This is a genomic window from Microbacterium xylanilyticum, assembly GCF_054654695.1.
This window is the reverse complement of the sequence record NZ_BAAIEN010000002.1, coordinates 3126195-3141757: the sequence shown is the minus strand read 5'-3', so window position 1 is coordinate 3141757 and position 15563 is coordinate 3126195. Positions and strand designations below refer to the sequence as shown.

The 15563-nt window shown below is 71.2% G+C and carries 11 protein-coding genes; 2 read left to right on the top strand and 9 right to left on the bottom strand.

Annotation, left to right across the window (positions count from 1 at the left end; all coding sequences use genetic code 11):
• Nucleotides 1–37 precede the first annotated feature (37 nt).
• Nucleotides 38–1276, top strand: a complete 1239-nt coding sequence (locus ACYQ1L_RS15675) for a glycosyltransferase (RefSeq protein WP_460004983.1) — start codon at nucleotides 38–40, stop codon at nucleotides 1274–1276.
• A gap of 143 nt (nucleotides 1277–1419) precedes the next feature.
• Nucleotides 1420–5544, top strand: coding sequence for a LamG-like jellyroll fold domain-containing protein (locus ACYQ1L_RS15670; RefSeq protein WP_460004982.1), 4125 nt, complete (start codon nucleotides 1420–1422; stop codon nucleotides 5542–5544).
• Between the two features lie 16 nt (nucleotides 5545–5560).
• Here the strand turns inward: ACYQ1L_RS15670 and ACYQ1L_RS15665 are convergent, their stop codons facing one another.
• The 9 genes from ACYQ1L_RS15665 to ACYQ1L_RS15625 all read right to left on the bottom strand — a co-directional run bounded on the left by ACYQ1L_RS15665 (nucleotide 5561) and on the right by ACYQ1L_RS15625 (nucleotide 15537).
• Nucleotides 5561–6547 carry a glycosyltransferase family 2 protein gene (locus ACYQ1L_RS15665; protein WP_460004981.1) on the bottom strand — a complete coding sequence of 329 codons (987 nt, stop codon included), beginning with the start codon at nucleotides 6545–6547 and terminating at the stop codon, nucleotides 5561–5563.
• Nucleotides 6537–7625 carry a glycosyltransferase WbsX family protein gene (locus ACYQ1L_RS15660; RefSeq protein ID WP_460004980.1) on the bottom strand — a complete coding sequence of 363 codons (1089 nt, stop codon included), beginning with the start codon at nucleotides 7623–7625 and terminating at the stop codon, nucleotides 6537–6539. Before ACYQ1L_RS15660 ends, ACYQ1L_RS15665 begins: the two co-directional genes overlap by 11 nt.
• Nucleotides 7622–8410, bottom strand: coding sequence for a polysaccharide deacetylase family protein (locus tag ACYQ1L_RS15655; protein ID WP_460004979.1), 789 nt, complete (start codon nucleotides 8408–8410; stop codon nucleotides 7622–7624). Before ACYQ1L_RS15655 ends, ACYQ1L_RS15660 begins: the two co-directional genes overlap by 4 nt.
• The gene (locus ACYQ1L_RS15650; protein ID WP_460004978.1) at nucleotides 8407–10599 is read right to left on the bottom strand and encodes an RIO2 family protein; all 2193 of its coding nucleotides are present in this window, start codon (nucleotides 10597–10599) and stop codon (nucleotides 8407–8409) included. The genes ACYQ1L_RS15655 and ACYQ1L_RS15650 overlap by 4 nt, the downstream gene beginning before the upstream one ends.
• A 129-nt stretch (nucleotides 10600–10728) precedes the next feature.
• On the bottom strand, nucleotides 10729–11757 hold the full coding sequence (locus ACYQ1L_RS15645; RefSeq protein ID WP_460004977.1) for a glycosyltransferase family 2 protein: 1029 nt from the start codon (nucleotides 11755–11757) through the stop codon (nucleotides 10729–10731).
• Nucleotides 11747–12718 (bottom strand): glycosyltransferase family 2 protein, encoded by a 972-nt coding sequence (locus tag ACYQ1L_RS15640; RefSeq protein ID WP_460004976.1) that lies wholly within the window; start codon nucleotides 12716–12718, stop codon nucleotides 11747–11749. The genes ACYQ1L_RS15645 and ACYQ1L_RS15640 overlap by 11 nt, the downstream gene beginning before the upstream one ends.
• Nucleotides 12715–13557, bottom strand: a complete 843-nt coding sequence (locus ACYQ1L_RS15635) for a glycosyltransferase family protein (RefSeq protein WP_460004975.1) — start codon at nucleotides 13555–13557, stop codon at nucleotides 12715–12717. The genes ACYQ1L_RS15640 and ACYQ1L_RS15635 overlap by 4 nt, the downstream gene beginning before the upstream one ends.
• Complete coding sequence (locus ACYQ1L_RS15630; protein ID WP_460004974.1) at nucleotides 13557–14387, bottom strand: ABC transporter permease; 831 nt, start codon at nucleotides 14385–14387, stop codon at nucleotides 13557–13559. The genes ACYQ1L_RS15635 and ACYQ1L_RS15630 overlap by 1 nt, the downstream gene beginning before the upstream one ends.
• Nucleotide 14388: 1 nt before the next feature.
• On the bottom strand, nucleotides 14389–15537 hold the full coding sequence (locus ACYQ1L_RS15625) for an ABC transporter ATP-binding protein (RefSeq protein ID WP_460004973.1): 1149 nt from the start codon (nucleotides 15535–15537) through the stop codon (nucleotides 14389–14391).
• Nucleotides 15538–15563: the final 26 nt, after the last annotated feature.

The window sequence follows — 15563 nt, the reverse complement described above, 5'->3', positions numbered from 1 at the left end:
CGAACGATCTCGGGCGTGCGGGCTGTATAGTCCGAGGGTGCGGGCCCCCAGTCGTGTGCTTATCGTCACTCACGCCGCGGAGATCGGCGGCGCGGAGATCGCGCTGCTGCGCCTGATCGGTGCGATGGATCCGGAGCGCTTCGACGTGATCGTGTGCGTGTTCGCCCCCGGAGCACTGCAGCGCGAACTGGTCTCCCGCGGCATTCCGGTCGTCCTGCTGGAGTCCGGCGGGATCAGCCGGGTCACGCGTGCCGACGCCGCTGCGGCCAGGGGAATGACGCGCAACGCCGCCCGTTCGCTGCGCCTCGCCCGGCGCCTGCGTGCCGTCATCGCCCGGGAGCGCGCCGACGTCGTAGTCGCCAATTCGCTGAAGGCGGCGGTGATCACCGGGCTCGCGTCCGTCGGCCGGCCCTGGGTGTGGCACCTCCACGACCGGCTCGCATCCGACTACCTGGCGCGGCCGCTGGTGCTCGCGCTGAGAACGCTGGCACGGATCGGGCCGCACCGGGTCGTGGCGAACTCGGAGGCGACCGCAGCCACTCTGGGCGGGAGTCGCGGGCGCCGCGTGGTCGTCGCGTACCCGGGCCTGACGCAATCGGCGTTCGAGGATCCCCGTCCTGACGGTGCCACGGGGTCGATCGGCATGGTCGGGCGGGTCAGCGAGACGAAGGGGCAGCGGCAGTTCCTGGACGCGATGGAACTCCTCGCGGCGCAGGGTCGCCATGAGGACTGCCGGATCGTCGGTGCGGCGCTGTTCGAGGACGGCGCGGTCGAGCGGGAACTGCGCGATCGCACCCGCCGGACCCCGGCGCTCGATGCCGTGCAATGGGTCGGATGGGTCGACGATCCGGGGCGGGCGCTGCGGGAGCTGCGTCTGCTGGTGCACGCATCGCCGATCCCGGAGCCGTTCGGACAGGTCGTGATCGAGGCGATGGCCGCGGGTGTCCCCGTGATCGCCACGGACGCCGGCGGGGTCCCGGAGATCCTCGCGCCCGATGGCACGACCGCGCCGATCGCGCCCGGCGTGCGCCGCGGTGCGTGCGGACTCCTCGTCGCGCCCGGGGATCCGGTCGCGCTCGCCGCGGCGATCGGGTGGGCCCTCGATCACGCTGCGGAGACCACCGAGATGGCCGCGATCGCCCGTGCGCAGACCCGCGAGCGATTCCCGATCGAGCGGGCCGCGACCGTGGTCGCGCGCGTCTGGGACGAGTCCCGCCGTTCCGCAGGGAATCCGCGAAAGAAGACCCTGTCTGAAACACCCCGCGACGCGATATGATGGTGCGTCGGTGTGTGGGGCACTGAGTTGGGGTAGGGGATATGCCTGATCGGCGTGCGAGCGACCGCAAGAGGTCCGACGCGAACAAGTCCGACGTGCCATCGCGTCCTGGGAAGCGACGGCCGTCGCGGGTACACACCTGGATGAGCCTGTCGCTCGTCGGTGCGCTGGCCGTGTCGGCGCTGGTCTTCGCGCTGATGGGCGGCACCACGGCGGGACAGGTGCATGCCGCCAGTCTCGTCCCCGGCATGCCGGACCCCGGCGAGACGTCGGATCCGAACCCGGTGCCGCAGTCCTCTTCGCGGGACGCGAAGTCGATCGGCGGCGCGAACGGGCAGGACATCCTGCCGAACTTCCCGAAGTCCTCGAAGCTGCAGAAGATCGCCGTGCCGTCGCTGTGGTGGTCGTGGACGGCGCCGGCGGACGCCACGGTGAGCTTCTCGTCTCCCGGATCCGAGGTCCCGGTCAAGCTCGTGGTCCGTCAGGGGTCGCCGACCGGAACCGTGGTCGCGACCGGTGTGGCAGGTCAATCCGTGGTGGTTCCGACCACGGCCGGGACCACCTACAGCGTGCAGGCGGCGTCCACGCAGACCGCGCCGACCGCCGGGCTCGTGGTGCTGTCCTGGCAGACGGTCCCGACCACGACCCAGACGCCCTCGGCAGAGCCCTACATCGCGCCGGAGATCCCGCTGGTCGGCACGACGGCGCAGAAGCCGCAGTCGAAGCTGTGGCAGGCGCACGGCGCCTGGTGGGCCGTGATCCCCTCGTCCAGCACGACTCCCGCGGGGACCTGGATCTGGCGGCAGGATCCCACCGGCTGGTCCGCCGTCACCCAGCTGACGACCAACACCGACGTCGAAGCCGACACCTTGCAGGTCGGCGACGTGGTGCACGTGCTGATCCACGGATCCTCCTCCGCGTTCTTCGACGGGATCAGCACGCCGCCGACTCCGCCTCCTGGATCCGTGGCGCCTCAGCTGATCTCGGTGCAGTACGACTCCGCCACGAACACCTACGTGCCGTGGGCGACCCGCCCGGCGCCCACGATGCTGCCCTCGACCCTGTCCAACGTCGAGACGGCGACCATCGCTCTCGACTCGACCGGCCGGATGTGGCTCTCCTCCGGCGACGGGTCGAACGTGCTGGAGTACTGGGCGGATGCGCCGTACTCGTCGTTCTCGGCGCCCGTCACGATCGCGTCCGGAGTGGAGGTCGGCGACCAGTCGGCCGTCGTGACCCTGCCGAACGCGATCGGCGTGCTGTTCTCGAACCAGAACAGCACGAAATACTCGTTCCGCACGCATGCCGACGGCACCGACCCCGCGTCCTGGACGGCGGTGGAATACCCCGACTCGCCCGGACTCAGCATCGGCCGCGGGCTGGCTGACGACCACATCAACGTGAAGGTCAGCTCGAACGGCACGCTCTACGCCGCCGTCAAGACGTCGTACGACACGGCCGGCTATCCCAGCCTCGGGCTGATGGTGCGCCACCCGAACGGCACCTGGGACCCGTTCCGCGTCGTGGCCGTGCACCCGGCCGGAACGGATCAGCCGACGCGTCCGATCGTGCTGATCGACGAGGCGACCGACTCGCTGCGGGTGCTGTATACCGCGACGGAGTACCTCGACGACATCATGATGAAGACGACGTCGCTCAGTGCACCTGACTTCTCCCAGCCCGCCACGGTCGCGATGACGGGCGGTCACAACAACGTCACCAGCACGAAGGCCAATTCGCCGGGTGCGGTGATGGTCGCCGCCGGCGGCGCCAGCACCGTGGGAGTGACGACCCTGCAGTGGACGGTGCCCGGCGCGCCGACGACGGGCAACTCCACGGCGATCACCACGACGGGCAACGCGGTGACGGCGAACCTCAACGTCTCGGGCGGCACCGTCACCAGCTCGCAGGTCGCGACCGCCCCCGCGCACGGAACCGTCACGTTCCCGACGCCGACCTCGTTCACCTTCACGCCGGCCGCCGGATACACCGGCGTGGACTCGTTCACCTTCCAGTCCAGGACCGGGACCGGACCATGGTCCGCACCGGGGACGGTCACGGTCGGCGTCACGAATGCGCAGCGGCTGGCCGGCAGCTGGGGCATGGACGACGGAACCGGCACGAACGTCGCCGACCAGTCGATATGGCACGACGCCGGAACTCTGAAGGGCAACGGCACCTGGATCACCGGTGTGACCGGCAAGGCGCTGCGCCTGGACGGGGCATCCGGGCAGGTGAGCATCCCCGATGAGCCCGCGCTCAGCCCCAGCAACCTGACCATCTCCGCGTGGGTGAAGCCGGAGAAGACCGGCACCCAGTACATCGTGAAGAAGGCCGAGACGGACGCCACCGACGGGTACGAGCTCAGCCTCGCCTCGACCGGGCAGCCGTTCTTCCGCGTCAACCAGCTGACCTCGGGGAGCACGTACCGGGTGAATGCGGCGGCGGCGATCCCGGCCGATGGGACCACCTGGACGCACCTCGCGGCGACCTTCGACGGCACCACGATGAAGCTCTACGTCAACGGCGTGCTCGCGGCGTCGGGGGCGGGACCTGCCGGCGGCATCGCGACCAATGCGCTGCCGCTCACGATCGGCGGGCAGCCCAGCGGCACCTACGCGTTCCAGGGCGGTGTCGACGACGTCGCCGTGTTCGGCAGTGCGCTGAGCGCGTCGGACGTCGCAGCGCTCGCCGGCGGTCCGACGCCGACCCCGACGCCCACGCCGACGCCGACGCCGACGCCCACTCCGTCGCCGACGCCCACGCCGACTCCGACTCCGACTCCGACGGACCCGGGTGCCGTGGCGCTGTGGGGCATGGATGAGTCGTCGGGCACCGCGGTCGCCGACGCGTCCGGCAGCGGCAACAACGGAACCGCCTCGGGCGGCGTCCAGCACGTCACCGGCAAGTTCGGCGGGGGGCTGTCCTTCGACGGGTCGACGGGCCACGTCACGTTCGCCGACAGTCCGACGCTCGAGGTCACCGGTCCGTTCACGGTCTCCACGTGGGCACGGGCGGGCCAGACGGCGACCCAGTACCTGCTGAAGAAGGCGACGACCGGCGCGACCGACGGCTACGAGCTGTCGCTGTCCTCGACGGGCAAGCCGTTCTTCCGGGTCAACCAGGCGACGTCCGGCGATACGTACCGGGTGAACGCCCCGACGGCGATCGCGGCCGATGGCGCCACCTGGGTGCATCTGGCGGGCGTGTACGACGGCACGACGCTGCGCCTGTACGTCAACGGCGTGCAGGTGGCGACGGCCGCGGGGCCGGGGTCCGTGAAGGCGAACGGGCTGGCGCTCGTGCTCGGGGATCAGGCCGGTGGCGGCTACCCGTTCAAGGGCGCCCTGGACGACGCGCGGGTCTACAACCGGGCGCTCTCCACCGCGGAGATCGCGAACGTCTACGCGGGCAAGCCGGCATCCACATCGCCGACGCCGACTCCGACTCCGACTCCGTCTCCGTCTCCAACTCCGTCTCCGTCTCCGACTCCGACTTCCACGCCGACTCCCACGCCGACTCCGGCCCCGACTCCGACACCGACTCCGACACCGACTCCCACGCCGACGCCGACCCCCACGCCGACGCCGACACCGACTCCCACGCCGACACCGACTCCCACGCCGACTCCGGCCCCGGCATCGCTGCCGGGTGCGGTCGGGCTGTGGGCGTTCGATGAGGCCTCCGGAACCGCGGTGCTCGACACCTCCGGCCAGGGCAACGGCGGCACCATGAGCGGTGGCGTGCAGCGCGTCGCTGGGGTGTCCGGGGGAGCGCTCCTGTTCGACGGCACCGGGCGGGTGTCCGTCCCCGACAGTGCCTCGCTCCGGCTCACCGGTGCGCTCACGGTGTCGGCCTGGGTGCGCCCCGGCGCGGCGAGTACGCAGTACCTGGTGAAGAAGGCGGACTTCGGCGTCACCGACGGATACGAGCTGTCCTTGTCCTCGACGGGCAAGCCGTTCTTTCGCGTGAATCAGGCGACCTCGGGCGACACCTACCGGGTCAATGCCCCCACGGCGGTCGTCGCGGACGGCAGCACATGGGTGCACCTGGCGGCCACCTACGACGGAAGGACGATGATGCTGTACGTGAACGGCGCCCTGGTCGCGCAGGCCGCGGGGCCGGCCTCGGTCGCGGCGAACACCGTTGCGCTGACCCTCGCCGATCAGCCCTCGGGCGGCTATCCGTTCACCGGCGCGCTCGACTCGGTCGGGGTCTACAACCGGGCACTCACCGCATCCGAGATCGCGGGCCTGGCCACGCGATAAGGGCCCACTCGACGCCTCAGATCAGTCCCGAGACATCTCCCGGGACGATCTGAGAGCGCGTCCCGTCGATGCGGCCGAAGCGGTATCCCGCCCAGGATGCGAGTTCGCCGGTCTCGCGGAGCAGCTCGCCGGGATTGCGGAGGATCCGGAGGGCGCGGCGGGGTGCACGCCGCAGCCGACCGAGACGATCGGGTCGCGCCGGGGATCCGGAAGGCTCCGCCACCGTCGGCGCGGCCTCTGCCGCCGGCGCGGCCCCTGCCGCCGCCGCAGCCGCCGCCGACAGGGCGTCGGCGACCAGGGCGTAGTCGTGCTGGAGCTGGCGAACCGCCGTGCCCTTGGCGAAGCCCTGGCGGACGGTCGTACGCACCCCGGTGCGCTTGCGCACGTGCACGACGGCGTCCCAGACCGAGAAGACGGGCTGGCCCGCGAGCTGCAGACGCCAGCTGAGATCCGCGTCCTCCCCGCTCGGCCGGGTCTCGTCGAACCCTCCCACCGAGTCGAAGACGTCCCGGCGCACGCCCATGTTCCCGGATCCGACCGCGGGCAGCCAGGGCAGGAATCCCTCGCGGTACGTGGGCTCCACCCATCCGCCGTCCCAGGGGGCGCGCGGATTGAGCACCGCATGCTCCATGAGGCCGGCGGTGAACCCGTGCTCCACAACGGCCGGCGCCATCCGCGCCACCCAGGAGGCGTCGACCACATCGTCCGCGTCGCAGAACAGCAGCACGTCGGACGCGGCGGCGGCCGCTCCGATGTTGCGGGCGGCCGAGGCGCCGCGCCGTGCCGACGCGTCGATGAGACGCAGTCCGGGCATCGTCGGCAGCCATTCGCGCACCACGTCCGCGGTCCGATCCGTGGAGCCGTTGTCGCAGACCAAGACCTCGAAGCCCTGGTCCGCGTCCTGCCCGCGCAACGCCTCCAGCTGCTCCGCCAGGGTACCGGCGGCGTTGTAGGCGGGGATCACGACCGACGCCGAAGGCGCCGGCGCGGGCTCAGCGGGCACGCGCCGTCAGCCCCTCCCGCAGCGCCTCGAGCCAGCCGTGGCCGAACTCCTGGTCGGGTTCGACGTAGTTCCCCTCCGCCCACTCGTTCCACGACTTCAGCCAGAGCAGCCGCTCCTGCGGCGGGCGGTCCTGGAGCGTGGAGACGGCGGAGGCGACGTTCTGCGCGAACTTGTCCGGACGGGATCCGGTGAGCACGATGCCGCGGCGTCCGGAGCGGGGCGTCGAGTCCCAGTTCGGGACCACCGCGGGAAGCCAGCCCGGGTTGGCCCGCACCTTGTCCCACAACTCCTGCCGCGTCGAGTACGGATACACCTCGAGCTGGCGGAGCTTGCGCATCACCCGCATCGCGAACCCGCGGGGGCCTTGGGTGTCCGCCGGATGCTGCAGGTGCACCCCGGCATCGAAGCCGTCCTCCATCGCCCGGGTGTACGGCATCCACCGCCCGAAGCTGTCGGTGATCTCCGCGACGAGGTAGAGCCCGTCCAGGCCCGCCGCGCGCGCCATCTTCTGCCAGCGGCCCACGAACGCGCTCGCGTCGGGCAGCAGGTGCGGGCGGTAGACGTAGAACACCGGCTTCCCGTCGACGCGGAAGTAGCGGTCGTCGCGGAACGCGGGCAAGATCGCGTCGAAATGGCGCTGATCGTCCTCCGGACCCAGATACTTCTGCTCCCGCAGCACGCGATTGGGGGCGCCGTGCCAGACACCCGACCAGGTCTCGTTGGCCCAGCCCAGGCAGAACGACAGCGAGGGGCTTCCGCTGGCGAGCACCTCGTTGAATGGGCGCTCCAGGATCCGCACGCCGCCGCCGAACCAGTAGTGCCAGTAGCAGAACGCCTCGACGCCGTGCGCGGCGGCGAGCTCTGCCTGGGCCTGGCGCGACTCGGCGAGGCGCAGGTCGTAGAAGCCCAGATCGGCGGGGATGTGCGGCTGGTTGTGCCCGGGGAACATCGGCCGCGCCTTCGCGACGTTGGTCCACTCGGTGAATCCGGGTCCCCACCATTCGTCGTTCTCGGCGATGGGGTGGTACTGCGGCAGGTAGAACGCGATCGCGCGTGCGGCGAGTCGGCCGTCGGTCATGGCGTACGCATCCTTTCTCGGGTCATGCTGTGGACAGGCGGATGGCGGTCGAGGAGGCCCGAGACCGTCTGGGGGAGGAAGCCTTGCTCGTATGCGGCGCAGAGGATCCGATCGAGCACCTCTGCGCGATCGAAGGTCGGCAGTCGTTCGCCGGGCTGCAGCGTCTCCGGGTCTGCACGGGTGTCGTGCAGCAGCAGGATCGAACCGGGGAAGATCCGCGCGATCGCCTTGCGGGCGACGGTTGCCGCCGGCGCATCGATCCAGTCGTCCGCGACACCCGACCAGATCACCATCCGCATGCCGATCCGGTGGATCATCCGCGCCTGGGCCGCCGTGTGCCGGCCATATGGTGGGCGGTAGAGGCGGATCGGGCGGCCCGAGATCTGCTCCACGACGTCGCGCGCCTCGCGGAGCGTGCGCCGGGCCTGCGCCGTGGACATCGTCAGCAGCGACCGGTGGTCGGCGCCGTGCAGTGCCAGTTCGTGGCCATCGGCGACGATCCGGCGCACGATCTCCGGGTGCTGGGCGGCGTGGTCGGAGAGCACGAAGAACGTCGCGGGGGCGCCGTGGCGCTCCAGCATGTCGAGCACGCCCGGCGTCGATGCCGGATCCGGGCCGTCGTCATAGGTGAGCGCCAGGGCCGGAACCGTCGTGTCCGCGCAGTACACCCCACAGGAGCGGTACAGCCACGCGGGGATGCGCCCGCCCGCGACGGCTCGGGAGCGGAAGTCCCCGGCCGGCGGAGCCGCCTGCTCGATGACGCCGGGCCGCACCAGGACGCTCATCGGTCGTACCCGTCGTCGCCGGGGACCGGGCGCACCGCCGTGCTGCGTCCGTCCAGGATGTCCAGGCGCTCGCGTGCGTACGCGGAGTGCTCGGCGGCTCGGACCAGCCGCGCGCGCAATGCCGCCACGGCCTCGTCGCTCGTCACGCCCACCGCGTTCTGGAAGGACCAGCGATCCACCGGGTCGAACGCCGGATCGAAACGGCCCTCGTACGCGGGGTCGTAGCCGCTGAGATCGGCCGACTCCAGGAACGGGACGTCCGCGCTGCGGCGGGCGAACGTCGACCAGTCCGTGACGACGGGGCGGCCGTCCAGGTACCAGACGTTGTGCGGCTGCAGGTCGCCGTGCAGATAGCCCGCGAGGTAGATGTCCAGCAGCACGTCCAGCGCCCAGACCGCGATGTCCAGGCGCTCCTGATCGTTCATGCTGCGGGCCCGGACGTCCAGCCGGGAATCGTCCGGAAGCCGTCGCACCAGCATGCTCCGCCGCCGCCACCGGGCCACCGGCATCCGCCACGGCCGGTCGCGGAACAGCTCCCAGCTGCGTCGCTCCGCACGCAGCTCCGCCCGCGCGCGGGGACTGCCGGTGAAGTACTTGCCGACGAGGGGCTGTCCCTTCACGGTCAGGAACACCGTCGCGCTCGTCTCGGTGTCCTTGGCGAAGTGGCTGAACACGGGCACGCGGTAGCGACGTACCAGCGCGATCCGCCCCCGGACCCGGCTCAGCAGGGTGCGGCCCTCGGTGGTCCGCGGAGGGCGCCCGATCGGAGCCGACGGCGGCTGACCGGTGCTGTCGGCGGGAGGGCTGTCGGCGGGAGGGATGTTGGCGGCGAAGCCGCGCTGCGGCGCGGCTGCGGCGTCGGAAGCGGGACCCCGCCGCAGCCGCCGCAGCCCGCGCATCGCGGCACGCATACGGTCGGACTCCGCCGCCCAGGATCCGACGCGGGAGTAGCGCGCGCGGCGCCACAGCTGCCTGCGCACCAGCTGATCCGCGTCGGGGGCCACGGTGGACATCCGCAGCAGATCGGTGAACGCGGCGTTGCGGTGCACGTCCTCGTCGTCCGGCTGCGGCACGATGAAGCCACTGCCGCTCAGGTACCCGTCCAGCGCCGCCGCGGCCACCCCATCCTCCGTGACGCGGTCGGTGAGGTCCGCGGGCAGGTCAAGTTCCCCGGCGAGGCTCGCGAGGAGCTTCACATAGGCGGGCTTGACCTGGGGCTTCTGGATCTTCGCGTGATACAGCAGGGAGAAGAAGTGGTCGTCGAGGCGGGGCCGCGCAACGGCGTCCTGCGGAACCTCTCTGTGCGCGAGGATCCGGTCCTGCCAGCGGGCGTCCAGATAGCCGTCTCCGACCCATCGCACGTCGAAGACGACGGGACGGCCGCCGACGGTCGTCCGGAAGGCCGCACCGGAGTCCGGGTGCACCTTCGCGGCGTTCACGACCGCCGCGAAGTCGAGCTGATCCCGGGCCAGGACATCGATCTCGGGGTCGGTGTCGAGCAGGCCGGGGAGGCCGTCGAAGTTGCGCAGGACGACGTACTCGACGGTGCGGCGGAGCACCTGTACGACCTCGTCGAAGTCCGCCCAGCCGTCGGCGCCGACAAGATCCGCGTTCAGCTGCTCGATCGGCGGGGGCGTGCCCGGCGCGTCGCGCGCGAGCAGCGCGTCCAGGCGACCGGGGCCGAGCAGCAGCGTCGCGTCGCGGAAGAACTCGGCGAGCCCGTTGCTGGAGTGCACGCTGTACCCGCCCACCAGCTCCCGCGCGGTGCGCTTCACGCGCGCGACGCGCACGTTGGTCACCTCCAGGAAGCCGGACACGTTGCGCCGGTATTGGTAGACCGGATCCAGATCCTCTGCGATCACCAGGATGAACGGACCCACGCCGGCGTCCTCGCCCTTGAACGAGCCGAGCCCCACACCGGTCGCGTAGAGGCGCTCGAAGTTGTTCTCGACGCGCTCCGGCGTCCAATGCACCTCGTAGCGGGCGAGTACCTGGAACTCGTCCGCGACCAGGTCGAGGATCCGCTGCTCCTCGACCCGTGCCCGCGACCAGATGGCGATCAGCTGGAGATCGCGATCGTATCGGTGCTCGAAGACGTGACGGTTCGGGTCCCAGCGGTATCCGGCCACGGACGGCAGGAAGGACGCGACCGGGTCGGATCCGCCGGCGGCATCGGTCTCTCGTATCACGGCTCGTGCGCTCCCCTGCGTGTCCGTCACTGCGCCCGCGCCGCTCTCACCGCTCGTTCCCTCGAGTCGACGGTCGCAGGCCCCCAGACCGTCCATTCTGGCAGAACACCCCATTCTGGCAGAACACCGTCATGATGCGACAACCGCCGACTCGTGCGCCGGACGGCCGTTCCGGTGCCGTCTGCCGGCGACGATCCCCGCGATCAGGCCTGAGATCTCCGCCACGGCATAGCCGAGGGGGAGCGGAGCGTCCAGGCGTCGCCGCAGCGGCCGCCGGGTGCCGTCGGCCCGGCCCCAGTACGGAGTGGTCAGCATCGCGGCCTCGACCAGGCGCATCCGCTGCGCGCGCACGGTCGTCGCGGCGTAGTGCCGGACGATCGGGGCGAACGGGCCCGCCACGCCGGCGAGCATCGCCGCATGGCATCGGCGCCGGAGGTACAGCGCTCGCGGATCCGACCGTCCGTACGGGCGCTTCTCGGCGTCGGGGAGCGAGCCGGCGGCGGCGGGGACGAAGAGCAGCCGTCCGCCGGCCCGCGCCAGGCGCAGCGCCAGATCCGTCTCGGCGAACCGGCCAGCGTCGGGGAATCGCACGTCCAGGCCGCCGACCGCATCCCACGCCGCCCGTCTGACGGCGAAGTTCGCGGTCGGCAGGTGGTCGACCTCGATCGTCCGGCCGGGGTCCGCCGCGAAGTTCCGCGTCAGCTCGCCGTTCGGCAGGAGCCGGCCGATGTCTCCGACGCCGAGCGCCGCCTCGCCGTCACGGCCCTCGCGGACACGGCCGCCCGCGGCCACGACACGCGGGTCGGCGAACGTCTCGCGGAGGTGGTCGAGCCAGTCCGGGTCGACGACGAGCTCATCGTCCACGAGCGCGAGCACGTCGCCGGTCGCGGCGACGGCGCCGGCGAGGCGCGCGTCGGCGAGGGAGGGCGCGGGATCGCGCCGTATGATGCGCACGCCGGGCACGTCGGTGATCCGGGCGGGCGCCGCGAGGCTGCCCCGAGCGTCGACGACGATGACCTCGTCGGCGGTGGTCGCCTGGGAGAACAGCGCCGCCAGACAGGCGGAAAGTCGGGCGGAACCCCGGGTGGCGACGATCACGCTGACCGAGGTCGTGGGCGGGGCGACCGCGGCGGCTGCGGTCAGCTGTTCAGTCGGCATGACGATCCCTGCGGCGCGCGATCGCGGCGGACGGGAATCCGCTTGCGAGCCCGCCGAGCTCCGCCGCGGACCGGGCGAGCGGTCCCACGGCGGTGGCACGGGCGCGCGGCGAGGCGCCCGTGTTCGGATCCCGCCCGAGCAGCCGCCGCCAGGCCAGCGCGAAGTACGGCCGCTGCTCGCGCAGGGCGACGCGCGCATAACGGCCGATGATCGGATCCCGCCAGCCGTACACCCGGGCGAGCATGACGATGTGGTTGCGCCGCGAGTAGTAGAGCCAGCGCCGGTCGAACCGCGCGCCGCCGATCCCGTAGGGCGCCCCCAGGTGGTGCACGAGCGCGCGCGGCGCGAACACCAGGATCCCGCCGTCGCGCTTCAGCCGCAGCGAGATGTCCGACTCCTCGCACAGGCAGGTGCCCGGGTAGTTGCCGTGGATCCCCCCGATCGCCTCGATCGCGCTGCGCCGGAACGACATGTTGGCGCCGAGCAGATGGTCGACCTCGATCACCCGGCCCGGGTCGGCGGCGAAGTTGCCGGTGAGCCGGCCGTCCGGCAGCAGCAGCCCGATCCGGTCGGTCCCGGCGCTCTCCTCGCCGGAGATGCCGTTGAGCGCGCGACCCCCGACGCCGACGACCTGCGGATCCGCATACGGGGCGATCAGCTCGTCGAGCCAGTCGGGCTCTGCGAAGGCGTCGTCGTCGACGAACGCGATGATGTCGCCGGAGGTGGCGGCGAACCCGATCTGCCGGGACTCCGCGGTGGTGCCGCGCCCCAGCTCGTTGCGCAGATACGCGACCTCCGGGAACTCGTCGCGAACGATCCGGGTGGTGCGATCGTCCGGGGACCCGTCGACCACCGCGACCTCGAGCGGCGGCGTATTCAGCGCGGCGAGGCGGGTGAGGCACGTCCGCACGTGTTCCGGCCTGCCATAGGTCGCCACCACGACGCTCACGGACAGGCTCACGACAGCCCCCCCTGTCGCGGGCCGACCTGAGCGATCCGGAACCAGTCGTCGCGGCGGAACGGGGTCGTCGCGATCGTGGGCAGCGGGTGCCGCTGCCGCCACGCCCAGCGCCGGTACACCTCGGGTTTCGAGTAGTCGGCGGTGTGCCCGGACCAGCCGAACTTGCGGCGCATCGTCTCGTCGTCGCGCACCCAGGAGTAGTGGGCCACGCCGGAGCTGAGCGGCACGGTCGCGTGCACCACCGAGTCGCGATGATGCGAGGGGTCGGTGTTCTGCGGTCGGAAGTCCACGCGGTACAGCGGCACCTCGGCCTGCCGCGCGTGCACCAGCCGGGTCCCCGCGCGCACGGCGAGTGGGCCGGGGAAACCGGCGCGGGCCCGCCAGAATCGGGAGCTCGCCTCCAGGAACCGGTCATCGCCGACGCGCGCGTACAGCCAGCGGGCGGGGTAGTCCATGCCCGAGGTCCCGGTGGCGTCCGCGCGTTCCAGAGCGGCGAAGAACCGATCCGGATCCAGCATGACCTCGTCGGTGTCGAGCTGCAGCACCCAGTCCGCGCTCTCGGACGCGACATCCAGTGCGCTCTGGCGCTGGTAGGTGTCGTTGTCGAGCGGGTGCTCATCGGTCCGGGCGAACCGGCCCGGGGCGTGCACGCACTTGCCGTCGGGGTCGACCTCCTCGATGAGGCGCAGGCACTCGGCCACCGGCAGCGGCGTGCCGGTCCAGGACGTCGACGTCTCATCATAGGAGAGCACGATCCGCTCGACCCGGTCGTAATAGGCGCGGATGCTCTCGCGCAGGAACGCCGGGTCGGCGACGAGGACGTAGGCGGTGACGCGCATCAGATGTAGTCCGCGAACTCGCGTTCGTTCTTCTGGAAGATCAGCAGCCCGAGGAAGAAGATGACGGGCGCGGCGATCACAAGGGCGAGCACCTGCCAGGTCGGGGGCGCCTCGGTGCCCAGCAGCGACCACCGGAAGCTCTCCAGGAACCAGGTGGCCGGGTTGATGTCGAACAGCCAGCGGATGCTGTTCGGCACCGCGGACAGGGCGTAGGCGACCGGGCTCGCGTAGAGCAGGATCTGCACGACCCAGGGCAGCACATAGCCGACGTCGCGGTACTTCACCATGTACGCGGCGGCGGCCAGGCCGATCCCGGTGCCGATCAGCAGCATCAGCAGCACCCACACCGGCAGCAGCAGCACCGGCCAGCCCGGGTTGATGCCGAACGCGAACAGCAGGACGATCGCGAGGACCAGGCCGACGGCGAAGTCCACGACGAGGGACGCGAGGCTCGACAGGGGCACGAGCGCGCGCGGGAAGAACACCTTCTGCACCAGCGCCTGGTTGCTCACCATCGACGACGAGGCGCGGTTCAGCGAGCCGCTGAACAGGTTCCAGGCGAGCATCCCCGCCAGGGTGAACAGGAACGTCGGGATCTTGCCGGTCGACAGGCCCGCGATGACGCCGAACACGATCGTGAAGATCCCGGCCCCCACGAGTGGCTGCAGAATGACCCAGGCGAAACCGAAGATCGTCTGCCGGTAGCGCACGATGATGTCGCGCTGCGCCAGCCGCACCGCGACCTCGCGGGCGCGCCACATGTCCCGCCAGGGCGGCATGTTCAGGCGCCCGGGGGGTGTGATGACGATGTGCTCGCGAACGTCGTCCATGTCAGGCCCCCTCATAGTCGAAGTCCACGAAGACCAGACCCTTCTCGGTGCCGGACGACTCCGTGAACTCGGGATACGGCAGATCCGGCAGCACCTCGAAGCGCCAGGCGCCCTCCCAGGCGTCCAGCACGCCCGCCTGGCAGGCGTAGAAGTCCACGGTGTACTCGCCGGGCTTGAGCCAGAGCCCGCGGATGACCAGCCGCCCCCGCTGCGGCTCGTCCGGATCGAACCACTTGCCGACCAGGCGCGAGTCGCACTGCGCGATCACGGATCCCTGATCGTTGTTGATGTGGGCCGAGACGAAGTACGTGCCGATCAGGTCGTCGGCGCGTGGCGCCTCGAAGTCGATCACCAAGTCGTCGCCCGACTTCACGAACTCGTCGCCCATCGACACCGCTCCGATGCGCAGCCGGCCGTTGCCGGGCCGGTTCGCCGGGTCGCTCTGGGCGAGCGCGAACTTCTCGAAGCTGTTGCGGTACGCGTCGAGGGTGCCGTCGACCGTGCCGGAGTACACCAGCGACCCGCGATCGAGCAGCATCGCCGAGGTGCACAGCGCCTGCACGGTCTGCAGCTGGTGGCTGACGTACAGCACGGTGCGTCCGCCGCTGGCGGCCTCCCGCATCTTCGCGATCGAGCGGCGCTGGAACTCGGCGTCGCCGACGGCGAGCACCTCGTCGATCGCGAGGATCTCCGTGTCCAGGTGCGCGGCGACCGAGAACGCCAGGCGCACGTACATGCCCGACGAGTACCGCTTGACCGGGGTGCCGAGAAACTTCTCGATCCCGGAGAACGCGACGATCTCGTCGTAGCGGCGCTGGATCTCCTTGCGGGTCATGCCGAGGATGGCGCCGTTGAGATAGATGTTCTCGCGGCCCGTGAGCTCGGGATGAAAGCCGGTGCCGACCTCGAGCAGGGATCCGATCCGACCGTCCAGCTCGATGCGCCCGCGGCTGGGCGCCGTCACCCGGGTGAGGAGCTTCAGCAGGGTGGACTTGCCGGCGCCGTTGCGTCCGACGATGCCCACGGCTTCGCCGTGCGGGATGTCGAAGTCGACGTCGTTGAGGGCGTCGAAGAGCGTGTACTTCGCCTTGCCGGTGTTGCGCAGCCATTGCACGGCGGCGCCGGCTGCCGTCGACGGGCGTTCGCCCATGGCACCCAGCCGATACGTCTTTCCCA

Bases quoted from the DNA above. Each gene is read 5' to 3' on its own strand.
- ACYQ1L_RS15645 (WP_460004977.1), bottom strand. From the start codon at position 11,757: ATGCCGACTGAACAGCTGACCGCAGCCGCCGCGGTCGCCCCGCCCACG.
- ACYQ1L_RS15625 (WP_460004973.1), bottom strand. From the start codon at position 15,537: ATGGGCGAACGCCCGTCGACGGCAGCCGGCGCCGCCGTGCAATGGCTG.
- ACYQ1L_RS15630 (WP_460004974.1), bottom strand. From the start codon at position 14,387: ATGGACGACGTTCGCGAGCACATCGTCATCACACCCCCCGGGCGCCTG.
- ACYQ1L_RS15655 (WP_460004979.1), bottom strand. From the start codon at position 8,410: ATGAGCGTCCTGGTGCGGCCCGGCGTCATCGAGCAGGCGGCTCCGCCG.
- ACYQ1L_RS15660 (WP_460004980.1), bottom strand. From the start codon at position 7,625: ATGACCGACGGCCGACTCGCCGCACGCGCGATCGCGTTCTACCTGCCG.
- ACYQ1L_RS15635 (WP_460004975.1), bottom strand. From the start codon at position 13,557: ATGCGCGTCACCGCCTACGTCCTCGTCGCCGACCCGGCGTTCCTGCGC.
- ACYQ1L_RS15670 (WP_460004982.1), top strand. From the start codon at position 1,420: ATGAGCCTGTCGCTCGTCGGTGCGCTGGCCGTGTCGGCGCTGGTCTTC.